At 51.7% G+C, this 21,547-nt stretch carries 21 protein-coding genes; 10 read left to right on the forward strand and 11 right to left on the reverse strand.

What is annotated here, in order from left to right; genetic code table 11:
• Positions 1-18: 18 nt before the first annotated feature.
• Genes mnhG through ACZ5FK_RS15600 form a run of 7 tightly spaced genes read right to left on the reverse strand, consistent with a single transcriptional unit; the run spans position 19 to position 5,773 of the window.
• Positions 19-390, reverse strand: coding sequence for a monovalent cation/H(+) antiporter subunit G (gene mnhG / locus ACZ5FK_RS15570; protein WP_464805771.1), 372 nt, complete (start codon positions 388-390; stop codon positions 19-21).
• Entirely contained in the window at positions 374-655 is a 282-nt protein-coding gene (locus ACZ5FK_RS15575; RefSeq protein WP_464805772.1) for a Na(+)/H(+) antiporter subunit F1, read from the reverse strand. Before ACZ5FK_RS15575 ends, mnhG begins: the two co-directional genes overlap by 17 nt.
• Positions 652-1,131 carry a Na+/H+ antiporter subunit E gene (locus ACZ5FK_RS15580; RefSeq protein ID WP_464805773.1) on the reverse strand — a complete coding sequence of 160 codons (480 nt, stop codon included), beginning with the start codon at positions 1,129-1,131 and terminating at the stop codon, positions 652-654. The genes ACZ5FK_RS15575 and ACZ5FK_RS15580 overlap by 4 nt, the downstream gene beginning before the upstream one ends.
• A 6-nt stretch (positions 1,132-1,137) precedes the next feature.
• Positions 1,138-2,619: a Na+/H+ antiporter subunit D gene (locus tag ACZ5FK_RS15585; protein WP_464805774.1), complete on the reverse strand. Its 1,482-nt coding sequence runs from the start codon at positions 2,617-2,619 to the stop codon at positions 1,138-1,140.
• Positions 2,612-2,953 carry a Na(+)/H(+) antiporter subunit C gene (locus ACZ5FK_RS15590; RefSeq protein ID WP_464805775.1) on the reverse strand — a complete coding sequence of 114 codons (342 nt, stop codon included), beginning with the start codon at positions 2,951-2,953 and terminating at the stop codon, positions 2,612-2,614. The genes ACZ5FK_RS15585 and ACZ5FK_RS15590 overlap by 8 nt, the downstream gene beginning before the upstream one ends.
• Positions 2,953-3,375 carry a Na(+)/H(+) antiporter subunit B gene (locus ACZ5FK_RS15595; RefSeq protein WP_464805776.1) on the reverse strand — a complete coding sequence of 141 codons (423 nt, stop codon included), beginning with the start codon at positions 3,373-3,375 and terminating at the stop codon, positions 2,953-2,955. The genes ACZ5FK_RS15590 and ACZ5FK_RS15595 overlap by 1 nt, the downstream gene beginning before the upstream one ends.
• Complete coding sequence (locus ACZ5FK_RS15600) at positions 3,362-5,773, reverse strand: Na+/H+ antiporter subunit A (protein WP_464805777.1); 2,412 nt, start codon at positions 5,771-5,773, stop codon at positions 3,362-3,364. Before ACZ5FK_RS15600 ends, ACZ5FK_RS15595 begins: the two co-directional genes overlap by 14 nt.
• A gap of 155 nt (positions 5,774-5,928) precedes the next feature.
• On the opposite strand from ACZ5FK_RS15600, the gene ACZ5FK_RS15605 reads away from it, so the two are divergent.
• Entirely contained in the window at positions 5,929-6,489 is a 561-nt protein-coding gene (locus ACZ5FK_RS15605; RefSeq protein WP_464805778.1) for a DUF5366 family protein, read from the forward strand.
• Between the two features lie 11 nt (positions 6,490-6,500).
• On the opposite strand, the gene ACZ5FK_RS15610 is transcribed toward ACZ5FK_RS15605, so the two are convergent.
• Both ACZ5FK_RS15610 and ACZ5FK_RS15615 read right to left on the reverse strand, forming a co-directional pair.
• Positions 6,501-8,354, reverse strand: coding sequence for a transglycosylase domain-containing protein (locus ACZ5FK_RS15610; protein WP_464805779.1), 1,854 nt, complete (start codon positions 8,352-8,354; stop codon positions 6,501-6,503).
• A gap of 93 nt (positions 8,355-8,447) precedes the next feature.
• Positions 8,448-9,686 carry an MFS transporter gene (locus ACZ5FK_RS15615; protein WP_464805780.1) on the reverse strand — a complete coding sequence of 413 codons (1,239 nt, stop codon included), beginning with the start codon at positions 9,684-9,686 and terminating at the stop codon, positions 8,448-8,450.
• Positions 9,687-10,036: 350 nt separating this feature from the next.
• Here ACZ5FK_RS15615 and ACZ5FK_RS15620 point away from each other — a divergent pair, with 350 nt between their 5' ends.
• Both ACZ5FK_RS15620 and ACZ5FK_RS15625 read left to right on the forward strand, forming a co-directional pair.
• The gene (locus tag ACZ5FK_RS15620) at positions 10,037-10,624 is read left to right on the forward strand and encodes a peptidylprolyl isomerase (RefSeq protein ID WP_464805781.1); all 588 of its coding nucleotides are present in this window, start codon (positions 10,037-10,039) and stop codon (positions 10,622-10,624) included.
• A gap of 31 nt (positions 10,625-10,655) precedes the next feature.
• The gene (locus ACZ5FK_RS15625; protein WP_464805782.1) at positions 10,656-10,877 is read left to right on the forward strand and encodes a hypothetical protein; all 222 of its coding nucleotides are present in this window, start codon (positions 10,656-10,658) and stop codon (positions 10,875-10,877) included.
• A gap of 22 nt (positions 10,878-10,899) precedes the next feature.
• Here ACZ5FK_RS15625 and ACZ5FK_RS15630 read toward each other — a convergent pair whose 3' ends face one another.
• On the reverse strand, positions 10,900-12,072 hold the full coding sequence (locus ACZ5FK_RS15630; protein WP_464805783.1) for a MalY/PatB family protein: 1,173 nt from the start codon (positions 12,070-12,072) through the stop codon (positions 10,900-10,902).
• Between the two features lie 83 nt (positions 12,073-12,155).
• On the opposite strand from ACZ5FK_RS15630, the gene ACZ5FK_RS15635 reads away from it, so the two are divergent.
• The 3 genes from ACZ5FK_RS15635 to yugI all read left to right on the forward strand — a co-directional run bounded on the left by ACZ5FK_RS15635 (position 12,156) and on the right by yugI (position 14,657).
• Positions 12,156-12,416 (forward strand): DUF1871 family protein, encoded by a 261-nt coding sequence (locus ACZ5FK_RS15635; protein WP_464805784.1) that lies wholly within the window; start codon positions 12,156-12,158, stop codon positions 12,414-12,416.
• Positions 12,417-12,532: 116 nt separating this feature from the next.
• Positions 12,533-14,179 carry a sigma-70 RNA polymerase sigma factor region 4 domain-containing protein gene (locus ACZ5FK_RS15640; protein WP_464805785.1) on the forward strand — a complete coding sequence of 549 codons (1,647 nt, stop codon included), beginning with the start codon at positions 12,533-12,535 and terminating at the stop codon, positions 14,177-14,179.
• Between the two features lie 100 nt (positions 14,180-14,279).
• Positions 14,280-14,657 (forward strand): S1 domain-containing post-transcriptional regulator GSP13, encoded by a 378-nt coding sequence (yugI, locus tag ACZ5FK_RS15645; RefSeq protein ID WP_464805786.1) that lies wholly within the window; start codon positions 14,280-14,282, stop codon positions 14,655-14,657.
• Positions 14,658-14,685: 28 nt separating this feature from the next.
• Here yugI and ACZ5FK_RS15650 read toward each other — a convergent pair whose 3' ends face one another.
• Positions 14,686-15,993, reverse strand: coding sequence for a sigma 54-interacting transcriptional regulator (locus tag ACZ5FK_RS15650; protein WP_464805787.1), 1,308 nt, complete (start codon positions 15,991-15,993; stop codon positions 14,686-14,688).
• A gap of 142 nt (positions 15,994-16,135) precedes the next feature.
• Here ACZ5FK_RS15650 and pruA point away from each other — a divergent pair, with 142 nt between their 5' ends.
• The 4 genes from pruA (at position 16,136) to ACZ5FK_RS15670 (ending at position 21,534) form a co-directional block, all read left to right on the forward strand.
• Entirely contained in the window at positions 16,136-17,680 is a 1,545-nt protein-coding gene (pruA, locus tag ACZ5FK_RS15655; protein ID WP_464805788.1) for an L-glutamate gamma-semialdehyde dehydrogenase, read from the forward strand.
• Positions 17,681-17,749: 69 nt separating this feature from the next.
• A complete protein-coding gene (locus ACZ5FK_RS15660) occupies positions 17,750-18,943 on the forward strand; it encodes an ornithine--oxo-acid transaminase (protein ID WP_464805789.1) in 1,194 nt (397 codons plus the stop codon).
• Positions 18,944-19,033: 90 nt separating this feature from the next.
• The gene (locus ACZ5FK_RS15665; protein WP_464805790.1) at positions 19,034-20,278 is read left to right on the forward strand and encodes a Glu/Leu/Phe/Val family dehydrogenase; all 1,245 of its coding nucleotides are present in this window, start codon (positions 19,034-19,036) and stop codon (positions 20,276-20,278) included.
• 89 nt (positions 20,279-20,367) lie between these two features.
• Positions 20,368-21,534: an iron-containing alcohol dehydrogenase gene (locus ACZ5FK_RS15670; protein ID WP_464805791.1), complete on the forward strand. Its 1,167-nt coding sequence runs from the start codon at positions 20,368-20,370 to the stop codon at positions 21,532-21,534.
• Positions 21,535-21,547: the final 13 nt, after the last annotated feature.

A 21,547-nucleotide genomic window follows, 5' to 3' on the forward strand; every position in this document is an offset into this window, starting at 1 on the left:
CCTCGCGCGTTTTTTCATTTATTCATCTTCCGGTTTTCCGTACTTTGCTTTCTCAACAACTTTCGCAAGGTCGTCGCCGACAGTCAGCTTGGTCGGTTTGACTCCGGACATATAGGCCGCCCGGCTCATCAGATGGCCGCCGATCGGCGAAGTGATGAACAGGAACACGATGCCCAGCACGAGCTGGATGCTGAAGTGGCCTTCATAGTACCAAAAGTGGATGAAGACGCCGAGCAAGATGCTCATGACGCCAAGCGTCGCACTTTTCGAGGCGGCATGCGCCCGGGTATAGGCATCCGGCAGTCGCAGGATCCCGATCATCGTGACGACGGTGAACAGGATGCCGACAGCGATACAAGCGATGATCAATATATTAACGAGTACGTTCACGTTCGATGATCTCCCCTCTTTCGATGAATTTCGAGAACGAGACGGTTCCGATGAACGACATGATCGCAATCAGCAGGATGACGTCGATGAAGAACTTCGTTTCAAACAGCAAGGACAAAAGGGCGATGGCCGATATGAGCATGACGCCGATGCCGTCCAGCGCGATTAGCCGGTCGGGAACGGATGGCCCTTTGAAGACCCGGTACATAAGCCCTCCCATGGACAGCACGACTAGAATTAGACAAACCCAGATGAACATCGTCATGGGCGGCTCACCTCCATGATCGCTTTTTCGAATGAATTCTTGATGGAATCGATCGCTTCATCCACATCATCGACATGGATGGCGTGAATATAGAGCGTCTGCTGGTCATCGGATACATTGATGACAATCGTGCCTGGCGTCAGCGTGATGAGGCTCGACAGCAAGGTGATCTCCCAGTCTTCCTTCAGGTCGGTCGGCATGGCAAAGATCATCGGCTGGATATCCAGTTTCGGGCTGAGGACGAGTTTCAGCACCGAAATGTTGGAGAGCAACAATTCCTTCAGAAACAGGATGGTCAGCTTGACGAACGACCAGAGCCGCGAGAAGTATAGCCGCTCCTTGAAGAAGCGCCGCGTCAGGAAGAGAAGGATCACCCCGATCAGCAGGCCGACGACAAATGTGCGCGGCGTGAAGGAAGAAGTCATGAACATCCAGGTGACTGCGATGAATACGTTCAGCAATATTTGAAAGGCCACTTCCATTCACTCCTTTAATACCGCATCTATATAGATGGAAGGTTGCAATAATACGTCTGTGGCATCCGTCACATACGGGATGAGCCATTCTGTTCCTACGCCGTATAGTACCGTCAGAGCGACAAGAACAGCGGCCGGGACCATCATATGCCGGTATGGCTTCCGGGCGGCCATAGGCAATTCCTGCGGCTCTCCCCAGAAGGCGTAGATGAAGATCCGGATGACCGACAGCAGGACGATAAGGCTGGATGCGAGGATGATGATGCTTCCCCACATATGATCCGCTTCGAACGCCCCGCGGACGATCTGCAATTTCCCGATGAAGCCGGATAGCGGCGGAATCCCCGCAAGGCCGAATGCGGCAACGAGATACAGCCATCCGAGAGCGGGATGCGTCTTCATCAAGCCGCCCATCTTCCTTAAGTCGCTCGTGCCGGTCACATAGATCACCATGCCGATCAGCAGGAACAGGGCGGCCTTGATCAGCATGTCATGGATCAGATAGAACACCGCGCCGGAAACGCCGGCTTCATTCATCTGCGCAGCGCCGAACAGGATGACGCCGACCGCGATGACGATGTTGTAAATGATGATCTGCTTCACATCGAAGTACGCAAGCGCACCGATACAGCCCGCGATGATCGTAAGGATCGACAGCACCATCAGCACCTCATGCGTGAAGCCGATGTCATGGGTGAAGAACAGCGTGTACGTCCGTATGATTGCATAGACGCCCACTTTTGTCAGCAAGGCCCCGAACAGGGCGAGAACCGGCACGGGCGGCGCGGCATACGACCCTGGCAGCCAGAAATATAACGGGAAGATGGAGCCTTTGATTCCGAATACGATCAACAGGAGCACCGCAATGACCGTGATGATGCCGGGCTGGCCGATGTCCGCGATCTTGACTGCGATGTCAGCCATGTTCAGCGTGCCGACGACCGAGTACAGATACGCGATCGTAATGACAAACAGTGAAGAGGATACGACATTGATCAGTATGTATTTGACAGATTCCCGCAGCTGCCTTTTCTCCCCGCCGAGCACAATCAATACATAGGAAGCGATCAGCAGCACTTCGAAGAAGACGAACATGTTGAAAATATCACCTGTCGTGAAAGCGCCGTTGATGCCGGTGATCATGAACAGGATGGCAGAGTAGTAGAAATAATGTTCCCGTTCTTCTCCGATTGTGACAAAGCTGTAGATGACGACAAACAAAGTCAGAAGGATCGTCGTCGTCACAAGCAGGGCAGACAGCATGTCAGACACCATGGCGATGCCGAACGGAGCCGGCCAGCTGCCGAGTGTGATCGATTGCACGCCATCCGTCTTCACCGTCAGGACGAGGTACAGGGCAGACGCAAGGCTTGCCAGAAGACCGATGACGGCAAGAAATCGCTGCGTCTTCACCTGATCCTTGAAGAACAGCAAGAGAATGGCGAAAAAGAATGGAATGATGATCGGAAATAATAGTAAGTTAATCATGTTCATCATTTCCTCTCAACATATTCATATTATCCGTCTTATGGACCGCATACGTCCGGTAGGCAAGCACCAGGATGAACGCCGTCACCCCAAAACTGATGACGATGGCGGTCAGGATCAACGCTTGAGGCAGCGGATCGACAAAATCGGTGACGCCGTCCGCAAGCACCGGCGGAGCGGAACCTCCAAGGCCGCCCATCGTCAGGATGAGCAGATGGGCACCATGGCTGAGCAGGCCTGTACCGAGTATGACCTTCAGCAAGCTTCTCGACAGGATCAGATAGACGGCGGCGGTGAACAGCACGCCGATCAGAATGGCCATTACCAGTTCCATCAGGAATCCCCTCCGATCGATTGGATGATGGTCATTGCCGCTCCGACAACGACCAGATACACGCCAGCGTCGAACAGCATCGCCGTATGCAGGGAGGTGACTCCGAACAATGGCAGCGTGAAATCGCTGAATGCGTGGGTGAAGAAAGGCACATCAGCGAAAATCGAGCCGGCTGCCGTGAATAGGGCGAGCAGGAGGCCGACGCCGATGACGATGATGAAGTTGAACGGGAGCGCACGCTGCACCGTTTTAAGGTCAAAAGCTAGCAGCAGAAGGACAAGCGCGCCCGTCGTCAGCAACCCGCCGACAAATCCGCCGCCCGGTGAATAATGGCCGGCAAAGAAGATATGGATCGCAAAAAGGAAGATGATGAAAAATACCACTTTAGTCGTCGTCTGCAAAATGACATCATTTGTTTTCATCAGTGGCCCTCCTTTTCTTTGACAGGCGTAATTTGATCATCCCGAGCACGCCCATTCCTGCAATCGACAACACCGCAATTTCAAACAAGGTATCAAAGCCACGGTAGTCGACGAGGATGACGTTGACGATATTTCCGCCGCCCGCTTCCGAATGGACCGTCTCCTTATAGAAGTGCGAGATGGACGGAATCAGCTTCTGCGAGTGTGCGGAAAGCGCTACAAGCGTCACCGTGACCCCGACGCCTAAAGAGACGATGAGGTTGACGAGTTTCGTCTTGGCGGTCTCCCCGTGGTCCTTCAGCTTCGGCAAATGCTTGAACGCAAGCAGGAACAGGGCGACTGATACCGTCTCGATGACGAGCTGCGTAAGAGCCAGGTCAGGCGCTTTGAAGATGACGAAGAACAGAGCGACCGAATAGCCGACAGCGCCAAGCGAAATGATCGCGGCCAGGCGTGTTTTCGAGAAGATGACGAAGAACACGGCGAGCAGCAGGATGACGGCGTTGACAATGCTGTACAGCGTGACCGGCGCAAAGCTGTCCATATCGACTTTGAATGCATCCTTCACGAACAGGATGATGATCACAAAGACCGATATGAACGCGAACATGTAAATCATGTAGGTGCGGATCAACCCTGTCATGTACGAGCGTGACAAACGGTTCATCCCTTTTTCGCTGAATCGCATAAGACCGTCGTAAAACACATTCAGCGACAGGCGGGCCGGCTGCAGATCGTAGAGCTTCTGCCATTTAGGCAGCGTTGCGTATAGGATTGCACCGACTGCGATGACACCAAGCGTCAGCCAAAGGGCAGGGGAGTCGAACCCGTGCCAGGCCGCAACGTGGATATCGATATCCGAAGGCTTGTCATACAGCTGCGGCTGGATGGCCGCGACCGCCGGCTTGATCAGCCATTTAGCGACCAAGTTCGGGATGAAAAAGATGGCTACGACAAGCGCGCCGAGAATCACAGGGGCAATCAGCATGCCGGCAGGCGCTTCGTGCGGCTCCAGCGGCAGCTTCTCCTGTTTCCGCTTCCCGGTGAATGTCTTGAAGACGAAATAGAAGCTGTAGACGAATGTGAACACACTCGCAATCCATGCGACCACGACTAGCACAGGGCCCCATGTCGAGAAGTTGTACAGCTCGAAATTCGGAAGGGCGAGCATGGAGTCAAGGAACATCTCCTTGCTCAAAAAGCCGTTGAACGGCGGCAGTCCGGCCATCGACATGGAACTGATGAACGCGACCGTGAAGCTGACCGGCATGATGCTCATCAGTCCGCCGAGCTTGCGTATGTCACGTGTCCCGGTCTCATGGTCGACAATCCCTGCAATCATGAACAGGCTTCCTTTGAAGGTCGCATGGTTGATCAGATGGAAAATGGCCGCGAATGTCGCGAAACGGAACATCGCATCATCAGCATGGAACGCAATCGCACCCGCGCCGAGCAGAGACATGATAAGACCGAGCTGGCTGACCGTCGAAAAGGCCAAGATCCCTTTCAAGTCGGTCTGTTTCACCGCGAAGAAGGAACCCCAGAACAGCGTCAGAAGGCCGATGCCTGTGACGAGCCAGATCCATAGGTCGGAAACGGCAAAAATCGGTGTGAAGCGGGCGACGAGATACAGTCCCGCCTTGACCATCGTCGCCGAGTGCAAGTAGGCACTGACAGGTGTAGGCGCCTCCATCGCATCCGGAAGCCAGATGTAGAACGGAAACTGGGCCGATTTCGTGAATGCTCCAAGGAGGATCAGCACGAGCGCCCATGTGAAATAATGCTGGCCCGCAAACGCCGGAGCCTGATCGATCAATTCGCGGATGGAGAACGTATCCCCCATGATTCCGAGAAGAGCGAACCCCCCAAGCATCATCAAGCCTCCGAAAACGGTGATCATCATCGATTTCAGCGCCCCGAAACGCGAGCGGTCCCGGTTATACCAGTAGCCGATCAGCAGGAACGAGGAAATCGACGTCAACTCCCAGAACAGATAGAGCGAAATGATGTTATCGGATTGGACAACGCCCAGCATCGCGCTCATGAAAAGAAGAAGATAGACATAAAAGTTGCCTAACTTCTCCTTGTTCTTGTCCAAATAGAAAATGGAGTATAGTACAACTAAAGAGCCGATGCCCGTGATCAGCAGCGTGAACAGCAGGCTGAGACCGTCTATGTACGAGACGAACGAAATGCCCATGGACGGAATCCATGGCAATTCAGATACCGCCTGCCCGCCGTCCATAGTGAGCGGAATGAGCGTCACATAATAGGCGAATAACACAACGGGAATCACTAGGACAAACCAACCAGTATGTATATGTTTCACGTTTCGGAACAGCATCGGAACGAGAATGGCTGCCACGATCGGCAGAAAAATCAACAATACGGATTCCAAGAAAATCCTCCTTCCAGTAAGTGAGTAAACTGCGGTCCAATGATTAGAAGTATAACGTACATCAAGTGTTTTTGCATCGCAGACATCCGGCGTGCTGTTGCGCATGCAGGGTGAAATCCGCTAGTATATATGAAAGAATCTTTTTGGGGTGCAACATGAAAAATCCTTACTTGTTCGGATATTTGCCGTTCGTCACAATCGTGCTGTTCAGTTTGACGTTCGGTGTCTTCACTGTCGGAATATCCGTCAGTTTCTTTGATGAAATCGGCCTATACGCGGGGCTCCGCGAATTTCTGACAGACGCAGAGCTGCGGATCATCCTGCTGCTGCTGTACACGCTTCTGTTCTTCATGGTGTTTTCCGCTTTGAAGCTCATCGCGGAGACAATCCATGAGACAGCGATGCTCTTCTTTTCAAAAGATGCGAAAGGCGAGTCGTATAGTGAAGCGAAAGGGGGCAATGTCATCTATTTCTTCGGCGCGCTGGCTTCCGTCGCCGGCATCCAGAACATTGCCGTCCTTCTGGTCATCTTCCTAGTGACATCGCTGATCTATTTCGTCTTCGTCGTCTACAAACTTAGCAGATTCATGACGCTCGCTAGCACGGTCGGCCTGATCGCATTTGAAATCCTCGTCTGGAGCGTCCTGCTCTCCGCGGTGCTCTATTCGGTGTTGAAATTGTATAACGGTGTCATCGCAAGCCTGCCGCAGACATGAAGCGGCAGGCATTATTTGCGCATGAGCTGATTGAACATCCGAAGATGCAGCTTTTGTTCGCTTGCGTATCTGACAGGTTTCGGCTGATCCACTCCGACCCATATCGCGGCCGTATAGCGGTCATTCAGGCCGGCGACCCAAATGTCTTTATAGTGGTTTGTCGTGCCGGTTTTAGCCCCCGTATAGCCTCCTGTTGCCGCGATGCCAGTGCCCGTGCCGTTCACGACTGTCTGCTCAAGCAACGTGCGCATGGTCTGCACAGTGGAAGGGGACCAGACAGGGACGGCATCCTCTTTCCATTCATATAGAATGTCTCCGTCCGTATTTTTTACAGTTCGGATTGCATGGGCAGGCTTGTAGGTGCCGTCGATGAAGCTCGTGTAAGCGGAGGCCATCTCGAGCGGCGTCAGCCCTTTCGCAAAACCGCCAAGTGCCGCGGAATACGTCCTGTCTTCTTCGGCCACCATTTTGAAACCGAACTGATCCAAATAGCTGAAAGCGTTGTCGAGGCCGACGGTTCGGAGCACCCGGACCGCTGCCGTATTATGGCTGAGCCGGAATGCGTCCACGACGGGCGTCACCCCATATACGTAACCGCCGATATTGCCCGGACAGTATGAACCAATGCAAATCGGCCCGCTGTCAATCGGCGTATTCGCCGTGTACGGTCCGCTCTCAAAATACGGTCCATAGACAAGCAGCGGTTTGATGGCAGAACCAGGCTGCCGGTATGCTTGGTATGCCCGGTTGAAATCAGCCTTCCGATAGCCTTTCCCAGGGAAGAGCGACACGATTTCGCGCGACTTGTTGTCGATCACGACGCCGCCTGCTTGCAGTTCTCCGTTTCCAAGGCAGGAAGACAGCGCCTTTTCATCGCTCTGCTGCTTTCCGCGGTCGAGCGCCGTTTCAATGATGATTCCGCTGGCGATGATTTCACCGCTCCGCTTGGCAAGCTCTTCCTGCACCGCCTTCTTGGCTTCAGCATCCGTCGCCCTATTGAGCCGCTCCTCATATCCCTCCGTTTTTCCGATCAAGTCTTTCAGTTCAGCCAGCACATAAGATCCATAGGCGTCAAATCCGCCTGTCTTTTTCTTGATTTTCAAGGTGATCGGTACTTGTTTGATCATGTCAGCTTCCTCGTCCGTGATCACTCCGGACTCAGCCAGTACAGATAAGAGCAGTTCCTGTCTCTTTTTGGTGCGGTCCGGGTGGGTGAGAGGGTCATAGAGCGTCGGGTTATTCGGGATCGCTGCGATGAAAGCCATTTCCGCTTCGCTCAACTCGCTGAGCGGCCGGCTGAAATAATAGGTCGCAGCGGCCCCGATTCCGTACACTTGATGGCCGAAATACATTTCATTCAAATACATGCCGAGAATCTCCTCTTTGGATGAAAGCTTCTCAAGCTCCGCCGCATACAGGAGTTCCCGGAATTTCCGTTCATATGTCTTTTCCGTCGTCAAATACTTCATCCTGACGACTTGCTGGGTGATCGTAGAGCCGCCCTGCAGCCTTCCGCTTGCTGCCGCATTGACCGTGAAGGCCCGCGCGATCGCCGTCACATCATACCCCCGGTGGTCAAAAAAACCTTTATCCTCACTTTCGATAAAGAGATGCTGGATAAACAGGGGAATCTCGTTCAGCTGCAACGGCTGCCGCCATTCCGTATATTCCTCCGCAAAAACGAGGCCGTCCCGATCTTTCATGCTGACAGGCACAGCAGCCTCCGTTCCTGTCAGAACGACCGATTCATGCAGCTGTTCCTTCGAAGCCCGGGCAGCGGATAATTCTGTCGCAATGGCGCTTTGGATACCGGCCAATATGGGGATGCAAAGAAGAATCAATCCTAAGCCGGCAATCTGTTTCAATCAAAGCCCTCCATTCGGGAAAAGGTATAAAAAAAAATCATAGCACACTTCCATAAGGAAACGTGTGCCATGATCATAAAAATTTGATATTTCTCAAGAACCGGCTGTCCGCTGGCTGTCTCCCTCTGCCAGAAAGTCTTCAAAATCCTGCACCGGCTTCCGTTTCGCATTATATAGGAAAGCGAACCCTAGTAAAAACAGGACGCCAGTCAAGATGAAGACAGAGGAAATACCGATATATCCGCTGATAATCCCTCCGAACATCGGACCGATGATATTGCCGAGGAACCGGAAACTCTGGTTGTAGCCCATCACTTCACCTTGCACATTGACGGGGGCTTCCCGGCGGACAAGTGCCGTAGTGATCGGAATCAGGCCGCCCATCGAAATGCCGAAGAGGAGGCGGCAAATGATCAGCTGCCAAATATTCGTCACGAACGCTTGCGGAACGATAAAGACGAATGACAGCAAAAGCAGGACGCCAAGCACTTTCTCGTATCCGATGTCGTCTCCGAGCTTCCCCCATTTCCTGGCGAACAGCAGGTTGCCGACGCCGGCTGCGCTGAACGTCAAACCTGCCAGGAAAGCGACGTTGGCAGCCCCGGTCAAATCTGAAACGTATAGGGACAAGAGCGGCTGGATGCTGAAATTGCCGATTTGGATCAAAGCCGTCACAATCATCACATTGAGCATGAGCCGGTGATGGAATAAGCCGCTGATAATTGTTTTCCGTGAGTAATTGGCAGCCTTCACATCTTTCACTTTACGCTCTTCCTTAATGCCGAACAAGACGATCAAGGCAGCAATGGCAACTGCTGATGAGGTGATGATGAACGTATACTTGAAACCGAATGCATCGGCAAGAAGACCTCCTATAACAGGCCCGAATAATGTGCCTGTAACGCTGCCCATCTGCAGAGTGCCAAGCTGCTTGCCGGCCTCTTCACGTGCAGTGGAAGCGGAAATGAAGGCGAGAGAGGTGGGGATGAAACCCGTTACAACGCCATTGATCAGCCGTAAAAGAAAAAAAGCTTCAACCGAATGGATAAATCCCATCAGGAAGACGGATACCGCGATTCCGAACCCGTTGATGAGCAAAATCGGCTTGAACCCATACTTGTCGGCGATCCGTCCCCAGATCGGCGACATGATCAAAGCGGTGATGAACGTGGCTCCGAAAATAAGGCCTGCCCACTTTTGCACATACGCTTCCGAATGATCGCCGAATGTCTCGATATACAAAGAGAGGAACGGCATAATCATCGTCATCGTGCCAGCGACGAGCAGATTTGCGAACCAGATGATCGTAAAATTCCGTTTTTGCGCATTCATATTGGAAACCCGCTTTCTCGATGACAAATTTGAAAAGTTCCAATCAGCAACAGGTTTCCCGCTGTCCGCTTGGACTAAACGTTTGCATAATCATGTATAAGTATAAAACAATTCGGGTCCCGAAGGAAATAACATGCTTAGAGAATCGATTCCCGGTCGATGATATGGTAGACTAGGGAAGTATGAGAACTGGTATGGAAGCTTATAATGTCTGGGCTCCTGTTCCTGCTGTCCATGCTCCGCTGCATGCGTGCAAGGGACAGGCAGAATAATGCCGGCTCCATAATCCCGGCAAAAACGCTACCCGCAATATGGCGCAAGGTGGCGTGACCACAAAGGAGGAACCATTGATGTATCCACAATTATCTAAAGAAGTGGCGGCTGGCGAAGCGCTTGTTGTCATGAACACGACGCTCGGCCCCATCAAAATCAAACTGTTCAAGGAGCAAGCTCCAAAGACGGTTGAGAACTTTTTGACCCACGCGGAAAATGGCTATTATGACGGAATCATCTTCCACCGCGTCATTAATGACTTCATGATCCAGGGCGGTGACCCGACAGGCACTGGCATGGGTGGCGAAAGCATTTACGGAGATACATTCGAAGATGAATTCACGATGGATCTGTTCAATATCCGCGGCGCGCTTTCCATGGCGAATGCAGGCCCGCATACGAACGGCAGCCAGTTCTTCATCGTCCAGGCGAAGACAGCCCCGGGTACGGTGAATCAATTCAAAGAAGGCGGCTGGCCTGAAGAAATCGCGGAGGCGTATGCTGCAAACGGCGGTACACCTCACCTCGATCAGCGCCATACCGTATTCGGCCAAGTGGTAGAAGGAATGGATGTCGTCGACAAGATCGCCGGCGCGAAAACAGCAGCGGGCGACAAGCCGCTTGAAGACATCAAAATCGAATCCATTGAGATTCTGCAAAAATAACGCAATCCATTAATGAAGGAAGTGTGCAAGAATGAACGTGATCCTGATGCCGTTCCTTTACTTCCCGGAAGATAAATCCGAGTATATACCGGCGGCCATCTCCTTTGCTATTTTCATGGCGCTCTGCATCTGGACCTTTTACATCATCCGTAAAAAGTCCAAAAAGCAGGAGGCGGAGACAAAAGCCCTCGAAGAACGAATCCTGCGGGAACGCCGCGAAGCAAGAGAACAAGAAAAGCACCCTCATTCGTGAGGGTGCTTTTTGCATTCGGTTATCACGCCATCGCCTGGATGAAGCGCTTGACGCCTTCTTCGACGACGGAGCGCGGAGCGGCGACGTTCATTCGGAGGAATCCTTCGCCGGCTTCCCCATATTTCGAACCTGGCTCAAGGCCGAGCTTCCCTTTCGTCAGGAGACGCTCCATAATTTCAGACTCCTTGAGGCCTGTTCCGCGGTAATCCACCCATAGCAGATAGGTCGCATCCGGTTTTGCGACTTTGATGCCGGGGATGTTGCTCTCGAGTTCGCGGATCGCATAATCCATATTTCCAGAAACGACATCAAGCAGCTCATCGAGCCACGGGCCGCCTTCTTTGTATGCCGCCATCAATGAGGAAGCCGCAAAAGCGTTCAATTCCATCTGGCCATGCGCCATCGCGTTCTTCTGCAAGGCTTCACGCAAATCCTCGTCCTTCGCAATCATGACAGCCGCCTGGACGCCCGCAAGGTTGAACGTCTTGGTCGGTGCGACACATGTGATGACGCGTCCGCCTTCCGACTCTGCGACCTTCGCAAGCGGAGTATGGTGTTTGCCCGGGAAAACAAGATCGGCATGGATTTCATCCGACAAAACGAGCACGTCATACTGTTTGCAGAGCCGCAGGATTTCACGAAGATCCTCTTCCTTCCAAACGATGCCTCCAGGGTTATGCGGATTGCAGAAAATGAACAACTTTACATTTTGTTGTAAACACTTCTCGAATTCTGAAAAATCAATAGAGTATGAGCCCTCTTTTTCTTTCAATCTGCATTCGATCACTTCTTTGTCCTGGTGGCTAGGCACGTTGAAAAACGGCGGGTATACGGGAGGGGTGATCAGGATCTTGTCGTCTTTCTTCGTAAACGTTTCAACGACAGTTGCGATAGCGGGAACGACGCCGTGATGGAAGAGCATCCAGTCATTCTCGGTTTTCCAGCCGTGGCGCGCTTCCAGCCACTCGCGAACCGCGTCCTTACAGCCGCTGCATATGTATGAATAGCCGAAGACACCATGGTCGAGCCTTTCCTGCATTGCATCGATGACGGGCTGCGGAGCGGCGAAATCCATATCCGCAATCCACATCGGCAGGACATCTGTTGCATCGTCGATTCCATACACCGTCTCCATGCTTCCCCACTTGACCGACCGGGTATTTCTGCGGTCGATGACAGTATCAAATATACTCATAGCGAAAACTCCTTCATATCTTTATTTCTGACACGATACTATGCTATCATAAACAGGACAAAAGAAAAACAAGGTGACGAGACGTGGAACTACTAGAAATGAATCAAAAAGCACGAGTATTGCTCGAAGAATGGGATCCCTTCGAAGCGGGAAAAGATGCGTATGAACAAGAAATCGCTGGTGTTTTGGCACAATTGCTCGAATTGGATCATCCGACCGATCTCGCAAAACAGATACGCGACATCTACGAGCATTCCTTCCAGCTATGGATCCCTATTGAGAAATGCGTGCAGATTTCCTATAAATTACTGGCCGTCAAATTCGAGGCCAAATGCATCGTATGATGGCGAAGGCACTTGCTCCGGCAAGTGTCTTTCTTTTTGAATGTAATAATCTGAGGATTCCGGTATCGCCGGTATCCGCCAGCTGGTATAGTGGAAGACAGGAAGGGGGGATCGTGTTGAAGGATGCTGAGCAGACAGAAAGGACTTTTGAGGAATGGGTCCAGCAACAGATGCCCGGTCACGAGCGGTTTTTGATTCAATACGGAGTTCCCCGCAAGGAGGCGGGCATTCTGATCAGCCGGCTGATTGGAGATCTGCGGGATGCCGGAATGCGGCCCGGCGAAGATGAGCTGTTCGCACGGCTGATCGGCATTCTGCATGGAAGAGAAGCTTTAGATGTGCCGGAGGAGGTGTCTAGTTTCGACGAGGACAATGCGCTTCACCGGAAACTTGTGCTTCTGCCGGAGCAATTGAAATTGCCGCTCATCCTAGAGGCGTTCCACGATCTCGACATGGAGCACATAGCGCGAATACTGGAAATCACTGAGGAAACAGCCGTCTTTTCGCTCGAGCAGGCGAAAAGCGCGCTTGGCGAGACAGAGCTGGCGAAAAAACTGTCGCTCCTCCGTCTGTCCTACGAGCGGCTGAAGCCGGCATCCCGTTTAGAAGGAGAGGGTAGGCCGGTTCAGCAGGAGCAAGCCCAGCAGCCGGTCGCCAGGCAGAGAAAAGCATGGATCGCCTGGGGTTTGTCTGCCGCTGTTCTCCTTGCCGTCTTCGCGTCCGCCTACTTCAATAGCGACGCCTATAAACTCAGTTCATCTGAGCGGTTCATCGAAAGACTCGGGAGGACTTTCCAGGATGAAGCGGATCAAAGGTTCGCAGTGGCAGGCTTACAAGACGTCCAGGAGACAGTCGGCACCCGTAACAGCTCTTACTATGGATGGCCTGCCATATATGAATTCGAGGAAATGAGGGAAGGCTTGGAAAGGCAGCTTGAGAGCGGCGAGCCGATCAACAGGCAAGAGGCGGAAGAACAAGTGGATCGGCTGATTGAGGACCTCCGCCTGCCCTCTGAGCTGGCAGACCGCATTATCGAAGACCCGCTGACGAGTGATTTTGACGGCAGCCTTGAGTTTATCGAACAGTACAGTGAAAAGATGATATCTTTGATGAATACATATGTTATTGCGCTAAGCGGCAGCGAGTTCACGGCCATATATGCAGGAGACAGCACCGATCTTGCGGACTATCCGGAGAGCTCCATTGCGCTCGTCAAAGGCATGGAGACGCAAGGCATCACATTCAGGGGGCAGGACGGGGAGCTGCTGCGGGAGCCGCCGCATTTCCGTGCCGATGCGCGTTTCAAGGAACTTGTCGCTTCCTTGCATCCGAATGCGAGAATCTTTTTGGAAATGATGGACGAACAGATGCGTACGCTTGTCAATTCGCCGCAAGAGGAATCGCTCGATGAGCTGGTCGAGTATTTCGGGAGGATGGAGGATACTCTGCTGCTGATCGACCGGAACTCTGAGATGGGCAGTTTTCTCTATATGTCGTACGTCTGGACATTCATCAATCTGCTTGGCTACGGCGATCTTGTCGTGTTCGGAGAAGATCTTAATGTGAAGCCGGCATACCGGGATGCGTGGATGAAAATTGCCATGCGCGGCGAAAGATCGCCTGCAGCGGATCTGATACGGCCGGTGGTGGAGGAAATGGAAAGATCCGGCTGGCTGCACTCTGCGTCATACGAGTTTTTGAAACACGATATGATATACCGGGAAATCGACAAGCGGTTTGCGGCAGTGGAAAAAATGATGTGAGAAACTTGACAATTTTTTGCTCTCAACATGGCGGCATGATATAATTGCGGATGGCCGTATAGGCAGATTCGATACCAAAATAGATTGGGAGCTGTTTCAAATGGCAAGACATTATGAAGTGGGGGAAGAACTTTCTGGAAAAGTGACTGGAATTCAGCCGTATGGCGCATTTGTGGCTTTGGATGATGAGACGCAGGGGCTCGTCCATATTTCGGAAATTACGTACGGGTATGTCCGTGACATCCATGAATTTCTTTCTGTCGGGCAAGACGTAAAAGTGAAAGTGCTGGAAGTGGATGAAAAGGCAGGAAAGATCAGCCTGTCGATCCGGGCCTTGATGGAAGCGTCGGAAAACGGCCGGAAACAGGCAAGGCAGCGCAAGTCGCTGCAAGATCGTGTGAATGAACATGATGCAGAAGGATTCAACTCGCTAAAAGATAAGTTGAAAGACTGGATTGAACGTTCAGGTTACCAATAAAAGTGAGAGGGAGGCGATTGCCTTCCTCTCACTTTTTCATTTTCCGCAAACGATATTGAAGGTTTTGCCGGCTCATGCCTAGCGCATTTGCAGTTTTCGTAATGTTTCCCTCGTGCAGATCCATCGCTTTCTGTAAATAGTACTCTTCCGCTTCACGCAAAAATTGATCGAGAGGCATTAAATCCTTATTCGATTGAACAATAAAGTCGGCTGCCTGCACCGGCTTGTTGAGCATATCCTCTGTCTTGATCCGAAAGTGAAGGGGCAGCATCTCATACGTGATCTCAGCCTCCGTCGTCGCAAGCGATGAAGTCTCATCAAGCAGGAATTCGAGTTCCCGCAAATTGCCGGGCCAGTCATACCGGGTGAACAGTCTGGAAACTTTTTCATCCACTCCATCAAGGGAATGGCCAAAACGCTCTTTCCGCTTCTGAAAATACGAATCGATAAACGGCCCGATGTCTTCCTTCCTCTTCCGAAGAGGAGGGATCCGGATCGTGAACGAGGCGAAAAAGTAGTAGAGATCCTTCATGAGGATCCCCTGATTGACAAGCTCGACAGGATCATCCCCGATGCTCGCGATAAATTGCCGTCCATCTTTTATGGAAGGCTTCAGCAGATTGAAAAGGCTTTGCTGAAGGGGAAGCGGCAGCAGATCGATTCGCTCGCAAAACAGAGTGAATGTGTCGATGCCTTTTAGTTCCGTCCCCAGTTTCTGGATCAGCTCTTCATTTGCGCTTTGGCAAAAGAGCGTATAGAACGGCCTGCCGGCAGGTGACAATTCATTATGGATGCTTTCGGCCAAAAGATCTTTCCCGGTGCCCGTCTCACCGATCAGCAGAACCGGCAATTGCGCCTTGCTCGCATTCCGTGCCGCAGCCACTACTGATTTCATTGCCTCTGAGTGAGCGACAATCTGATTGAAAGTGACGGGGCTGCTGTCCTTTCTGAGGGGATGAAGGATGAACTTCTCGATTGCTGTCACGTCCCGTGAGATTTCAATGGCGCCGACAAGCACCCCGTCTTCCAGGACGGGATATGTATTGTTGACTGTCGTGATCTCCATGCCGCTCCGGTTCCAGTATGTCTGTTTCACATTGAGCTGCTCTTTGCCGCTTTGCAGCACTTGCAGCAGCGTGCTTTCTTCCTGTTCGAAATTGAAGAGCTCCAATATGGAACGGTCGCCGACATCTTCAAGCGCAAGCCCCTCAATCTCTTTCATCTTCTCATTGTAGATGATTGTTCTGCCGTTTCTGTCTATGGCGTGGATGCCGACACCGGCATGATTGATCGCATATTGATAAAAAGGGGAGAGGGAATTTCCGCGTTGTTCCATCTCAAACACCATCCAATTTGAGTTTATTATTTTTCTGAGAGAAAACACTTGAAAAACGCAATAATCTCTTGCATTATTATAAGAGTGATCAGTGTAACAATGCAAATAATATTTGCGTCTAATAGGAGAAGGAGGATTTCAAATGATTCCATACAAACACGAACCATTTACCGACTTTACACAAGAAGAAAACAAAAAGGCGTTCCAAGAGGCACTTAAGACAGTGGAAGGCTATCTTGGCAAAGACTACCCGCTCATCATCGGCGGCGAGCGAATCATGACTGACGACAAGCTCGTCTCGACAAATCCTGCAAACAAAGAAGAAGTCATCGGCCGCGTTTCAAAAGCAAGCCGTGACCTTGCTGAAAAAGCGATGAAAACAGCTGACGAGACATTCAAGACATGGAGCAAAGTGAAACCTGAGTTCCGTGCAGACGTTCTTTTCAAATCCGCGGCAATCGTACGCCGCCGCAAGCATGAGTTCTCTGCATTGCTCGTAAAAGAAGCAGGGAAGCCTTGGAACGAAGCGGATGCGGATACAGCTGAAGCAATCGACTTCATGGAATACTATGGCCGCCAGATGCTTAAATTGAAAGACGGCATGCCTGTTGAGAGCCGTCCTGGCGAATTCAACCGCTTCGATTATATTCCACTAGGAGTCGGCGTTGTCATCTCTCCTTGGAACTTTGCTCTAGCCATCATGGCAGGTACAACAGTTGCTGCGCTTGTGACAGGAAACACGGTGTTGCTCAAGCCGGCTTCCACAACTCCGGTTGTTGCGTATAAGTTCATGGAAGTCCTTGAAGAGGCAGGCATGCCTGCCGGCGTCGTCAACTATATCCCTGGCTCCGGCTCTGAAGTCGGCGACTACTTGGTTGACCACCCGCGCACACGTTTCATCTCCTTTACAGGTTCCCGCGAAGTGGGCATGCGCATCTACGAACGTGCAGGTAAAGTGAATGAAGGCCAGATCTGGCTCAAGCGTGTCATCGCTGAAATGGGCGGTAAAGATACAATCGTCGTCGACAAAGAAGGCGATTTGGAACTTGCAGCTCAATCTATCGTGAAATCTGCATTCGGCTTCAGCGGACAGAAATGTTCAGCATGTTCCCGTGCGGTCATCCACGAGGACGTGTACGACCAAGTCGTTTCTCGCGTAGAGGAATTGACGAAGGAATTGACATACGGCGATCCAGCTGACAACAGCAACTTCGCAGGTCCTGTCATCGACCAGAATTCGTTCGACAAGATCATGAGCTATATCGAAATCGGCAAGAAAGAAGGCCGTTTGATCGCTGGAGGCGAAGGCGACAGCTCGAAAGGCTACTTCGTTGCTCCGACTGTCATCGCTGACCTTGCGCCAGACGCACGCGTCATGCAGGAAGAGATCTTCGGACCAGTCGTCGGCCTTGCGAAAGCGAAGAACTTCGACGAATTGATCGAAATCGCGAACAACACAATCTACGGCTTGACTGGCGCTGTCATCACGAACAACCGTGAGCACATCGAACAGGCCCGCGAAGATTTCCACGTCGGAAACTTGTACTTCAACCGCGGCTGCACAGGTGCAATCGTCGGCTACCAGCCATTCGGCGGCTTCAACATGTCGGGTACTGACTCGAAAGCCGGAGGCCCTGACTACTTGCAGCTTCATATGCAAGGCAAGACGACATCTGAAACGCTGTAAGTTTTATTCCAATAGGCAGGCTGGGACTTTCCGGCCTGCCATCTACATATTATGAGGGAGGGATTTTTAATGACAATCAGTGAAAAAGTCATCACGCAAACTGAAAAATATGGGGCGAACAACTATCATCCACTGCCAATCGTAATTTCCGAGGCGGAAGGGGTTTGGGTAAAGGATCCGGAAGGTAATAAATATATGGATATGCTTTCCGCATATTCAGCTGTCAACCAGGGACATCGCCATCCGAAGATCGTCGATGCGCTTAAGAAGCAAGCAGATTGCGTGACGCTCACATCCCGCGCGTTCCATAACGACCAGCTTGGCCCTTGGTATGAATTGGTTTGTGAACTCACTGGAAAAGAGATGGCCCTTCCGATGAATACTGGGGCGGAAGCTGTCGAAACAGCAGTGAAGGCGGCACGCCGCTGGGCATATGACGTGAAAGGCGTGGAAAAGGACAAAGCGGAAATCATCGGATGCGAAGGAAACTTCCACGGCCGTACGATGACAGCTGTCTCCCTCTCGTCCGACGAGGAGTATAAGCGCGGATTCGGCCCGATGCTTCCAGGCATCAAGCTTGTGCCATACGGCGATATCAAGGCGCTTGAAGAAGCGATCACGCCGAATACTGCCGCATTCCTGATTGAACCGATCCAAGGGGAAGCAGGAATCATCATTCCGCCTGCAGGCTATATGAAAGCCGCTTACGAACTTTGCAAGAAACACAATGTACTATTCATCGCGGACGAAATCCAAGCCGGCCTATGCCGGACAGGCAAGATGTTCGCATCAGACTGGGAAGGATTCAAGCCGGATATGTACATCCTTGGAAAAGCGCTTGGCGGCGGGGTATTCCCGATCTCTTGCGTAGTGGCTGACAAAGACATCCTTGGCGTGTTCAACCCAGGTTCACACGGCTCGACATTCGGCGGAAACCCGATGGCTTGTGCAGTATCCATCGCATCGCTCGAAGTGCTTCAGGACGAAAAGCTTGCGGAACAGTCGCTCAAACTTGGTGAATACTTCATCGAGGAACTGAAGAAGATCGACCACCCGTCCATCAAAGACGTGCGCGGCCGCGGTTTATTCATCGGCGTGGAACTCACTGAGGAAGCACGTCCGTACTGTGAGAAACTGAAAGAACTCGGTTTGCTCTGCAAAGAGACGCATGACACAGTCATCCGTTTTGCGCCTCCGCTTGTGATCTCGAAAGAGGAACTCGACTGGGCGATCGAGCGCATCAAGAAAGTTTTTGAAAGTTAACGAGGATTGTCTACAAAAGTGAATAGCTCTATGTTACAATATGGGCGTTGTTGAAACATAATATTGAAATCAAAGAGGCGAACTTTACCAATGACTGAAAACCTGAATCTGTTCACGTCTACACAAGTTGTCATCAAAGAGGCACTTGACAAATTAGGCTACGATGAAGGAATGTATGAACTACTGAAAGAACCGATCCGCATGGTCGAAGTCCGGATTCCTGTTAAGATGGATGACGGCAAAGTGAAAGTGTTTACAGGCTACCGCGGCCAGCATAACGATGCTGTGGGTCCTACAAAGGGCGGCGTGCGCTTCCATCCGGAAGTCAGCGCTGATGAAGTCCGTGCGCTATCCATGTGGATGACATTGAAAGCGGGCATCGTCGATCTTCCGTATGGCGGAGGTAAAGGCGGTATCATCTGTGATCCGCGTGAAATGTCAATGGGCGAACTTGAGCGCTTGAGCCGCGGATATGTACGCGCCCTCAGCCAAGTAATGGGACCTACGAAAGATATCCCGGCTCCAGACGTCTTCACAAACGCGCAGATCATGGCATGGATGATGGATGAATACAGCCGTATCGACGAGTTCAACTCGCCTGGTTTCATCACAGGCAAGCCGATCGTGCTTGGCGGATCACAAGGCCGTGACCGCGCGACTGCAGAAGGTGTGACGATCATTATCAACGAAGCGGCAAAACGCCGTGATATCGACATGAAAGGCGCGCGTGTCGTCATTCAAGGATTCGGGAATGCAGGAAGCTTCCTATCCAAATTCTTGCATGATGCAGGTGCAAAAGTCATCGGTATCTCCGACGCATACGGAGCGCTTCATGATCCGGACGGGCTCGATATCGATTATCTTCTGGATCGCCGTGACAGCTTCGGCACCGTCACGACTTTGTTTGAGAACACGATCTCAAACCAGGAATTGCTTGAGCTCGATTGCGATATCCTCGTGCCTGCAGCAATTGAGAACCAGATTACTGAAAAGAACGCCCATAATATCAAGGCGTCCATCGTCGTCGAAGCGGCGAACGGACCTACAACTTCCGAAGCTACAAAAATCCTCACTGAACGAGGAATTCTTCTCGTACCAGACGTCCTTGCCAGTGCTGGCGGCGTGACTGTATCCTATTTTGAATGGGTTCAGAACAATATGGGATACTACTGGACAGAAGAAGAAGTCCGCGACCGGATGACCGATAAAATGGTCACTGCATTTGAAAATGTATATAATGTCGCGACTACACGCAATATTGACATGCGCCTTGCAGCGTATATGATCGGTATCCGCAAAACGGCTGAAGCATCCCGTTTCCGCGGCTGGGCATAATAAACGCAAGGTCAGCGGCAGAAGGTATCCCCGTAATGGCGGATACCTTTTTCCGCTTGCTTTGAAGATTACGTGAAGGAGGAAATAGGATGGACGGATTTGTATTTCAAAACCCTGTCAAACTGATATTCGGCAAGGGGAAAATCGACTCATTGAACAAGGAAATCACGAAGTTCGGCAACAAAGTGCTTGTCGTCTATGGGGGCGGAAGCATAAAACGGAACGGCCTATATGATGAAGTGATGGAGCAGTTGAAGCAAGGCGGCATGGAAGTCCATGAGCTGGCCGGCGTCGAGCCGAATCCCCGGGTGTCCACTGCACGGAGAGGCGCTGACTTATGTAAAGAGCATGCTATCGATTTCGTTCTCGCGGTGGGCGGCGGATCGGTCATTGACTGCACAAAACTGATTGTCAATGCTGCGAAATATGATGGAGATCCATGGGATTTCGTCATTGGGAAAGAAAGTCCGAAAGATGCTCTTCCATTCGGCACTATTTTGACGATCGCTGCCACTGGTTCCGAAATGAATGCGGGCTCGGTCATCACAAACGAGGAGACGATGGAGAAATACGGATGGGGCTGCCCGTTTAATATGCCGAAGTTCTCGATCCTTGATCCGACCTACACCATTTCATTGCCAAAAGATCAGACAGTCTATGGCATTGTCGATATGATGTCTCATATTTTTGAGCAGTATTTCCATGATGAGATGAATACGCCGCTGCAGGACAGCCTTTGTGAAGCGGCGCTCCGGACCATTATGGAAAGCGGCGGAAAACTGGTAAACGACCTCGAGAACTATGAGCTTCGCGAAACCATCTTGCTCTCCGGCACTTGGGGCCTGAATGGATTCCTCGGCATGGGCAACGGGGGAGGAGACTGGGGCACGCATGATATTGAACATGCGGTTTCCGCGGTATATGACATCCCGCACGCTGGCGGACTTGCGATTTTATTCCCGCACTGGATGCGGCAGAACATCCACCAGAATCCCGGCCGTTTTGCGCGGCTCGCTGAAAACGTGTTTGGCGTGGAACGGGGCGGAAGATCGGATGAGGAAACTGCTCAGGAAGGCATTGATCGCCTGCGGGAGTTCTGGACAGAAATCGGCGCGCCATCCAAGCTTAGCGATTATGGGATTGACGATTCGAAGCTTGAGCTCATGGCGGATAAAGCAGCGGCGAACGGACCGGTTGGAAGGTTTGCCAAGCTTGATCGCGATGGCGTTGTGAAGCTGCTTCAAGCTTCATTGTAAGCATAAGAAAAGG

It is taken from the genome of Sporosarcina sp. GTC18466, from assembly GCF_055389225.1.

Bases quoted from the DNA above. Each gene is read 5' to 3' on its own strand.
- ACZ5FK_RS15620 (WP_464805781.1), top strand. From the start codon at position 10,037: ATGTATCCACAATTATCTAAAGAAGTGGCGGCTGGCGAAGCGCTTGTT.
- ACZ5FK_RS15615 (WP_464805780.1), bottom strand. From the start codon at position 9,686: ATGAATGCGCAAAAACGGAATTTTACGATCATCTGGTTCGCAAATCTG.
- ACZ5FK_RS15575 (WP_464805772.1), bottom strand. From the start codon at position 655: ATGACGATGTTCATCTGGGTTTGTCTAATTCTAGTCGTGCTGTCCATG.
- ACZ5FK_RS15650 (WP_464805787.1), bottom strand. From the start codon at position 15,993: ATGGAACAACGCGGAAATTCCCTCTCCCCTTTTTATCAATATGCGATC.
- ACZ5FK_RS15665 (WP_464805790.1), top strand. From the start codon at position 19,034: ATGACTGAAAACCTGAATCTGTTCACGTCTACACAAGTTGTCATCAAA.
- ACZ5FK_RS15595 (WP_464805776.1), bottom strand. From the start codon at position 3,375: ATGAAAACAAATGATGTCATTTTGCAGACGACGACTAAAGTGGTATTT.
- ACZ5FK_RS15625 (WP_464805782.1), top strand. From the start codon at position 10,656: ATGAACGTGATCCTGATGCCGTTCCTTTACTTCCCGGAAGATAAATCC.
- ACZ5FK_RS15605 (WP_464805778.1), top strand. From the start codon at position 5,929: ATGAAAAATCCTTACTTGTTCGGATATTTGCCGTTCGTCACAATCGTG.
- ACZ5FK_RS15630 (WP_464805783.1), bottom strand. From the start codon at position 12,072: ATGAGTATATTTGATACTGTCATCGACCGCAGAAATACCCGGTCGGTC.
- ACZ5FK_RS15585 (WP_464805774.1), bottom strand. From the start codon at position 2,619: ATGATTAACTTACTATTATTTCCGATCATCATTCCATTCTTTTTCGCC.
- ACZ5FK_RS15590 (WP_464805775.1), bottom strand. From the start codon at position 2,953: ATGGAACTGGTAATGGCCATTCTGATCGGCGTGCTGTTCACCGCCGCC.
- yugI (WP_464805786.1), top strand. From the start codon at position 14,280: ATGGCAAGACATTATGAAGTGGGGGAAGAACTTTCTGGAAAAGTGACT.
- ACZ5FK_RS15670 (WP_464805791.1), top strand. From the start codon at position 20,368: ATGGACGGATTTGTATTTCAAAACCCTGTCAAACTGATATTCGGCAAG.
- ACZ5FK_RS15660 (WP_464805789.1), top strand. From the start codon at position 17,750: ATGACAATCAGTGAAAAAGTCATCACGCAAACTGAAAAATATGGGGCG.
- pruA (WP_464805788.1), top strand. From the start codon at position 16,136: ATGATTCCATACAAACACGAACCATTTACCGACTTTACACAAGAAGAA.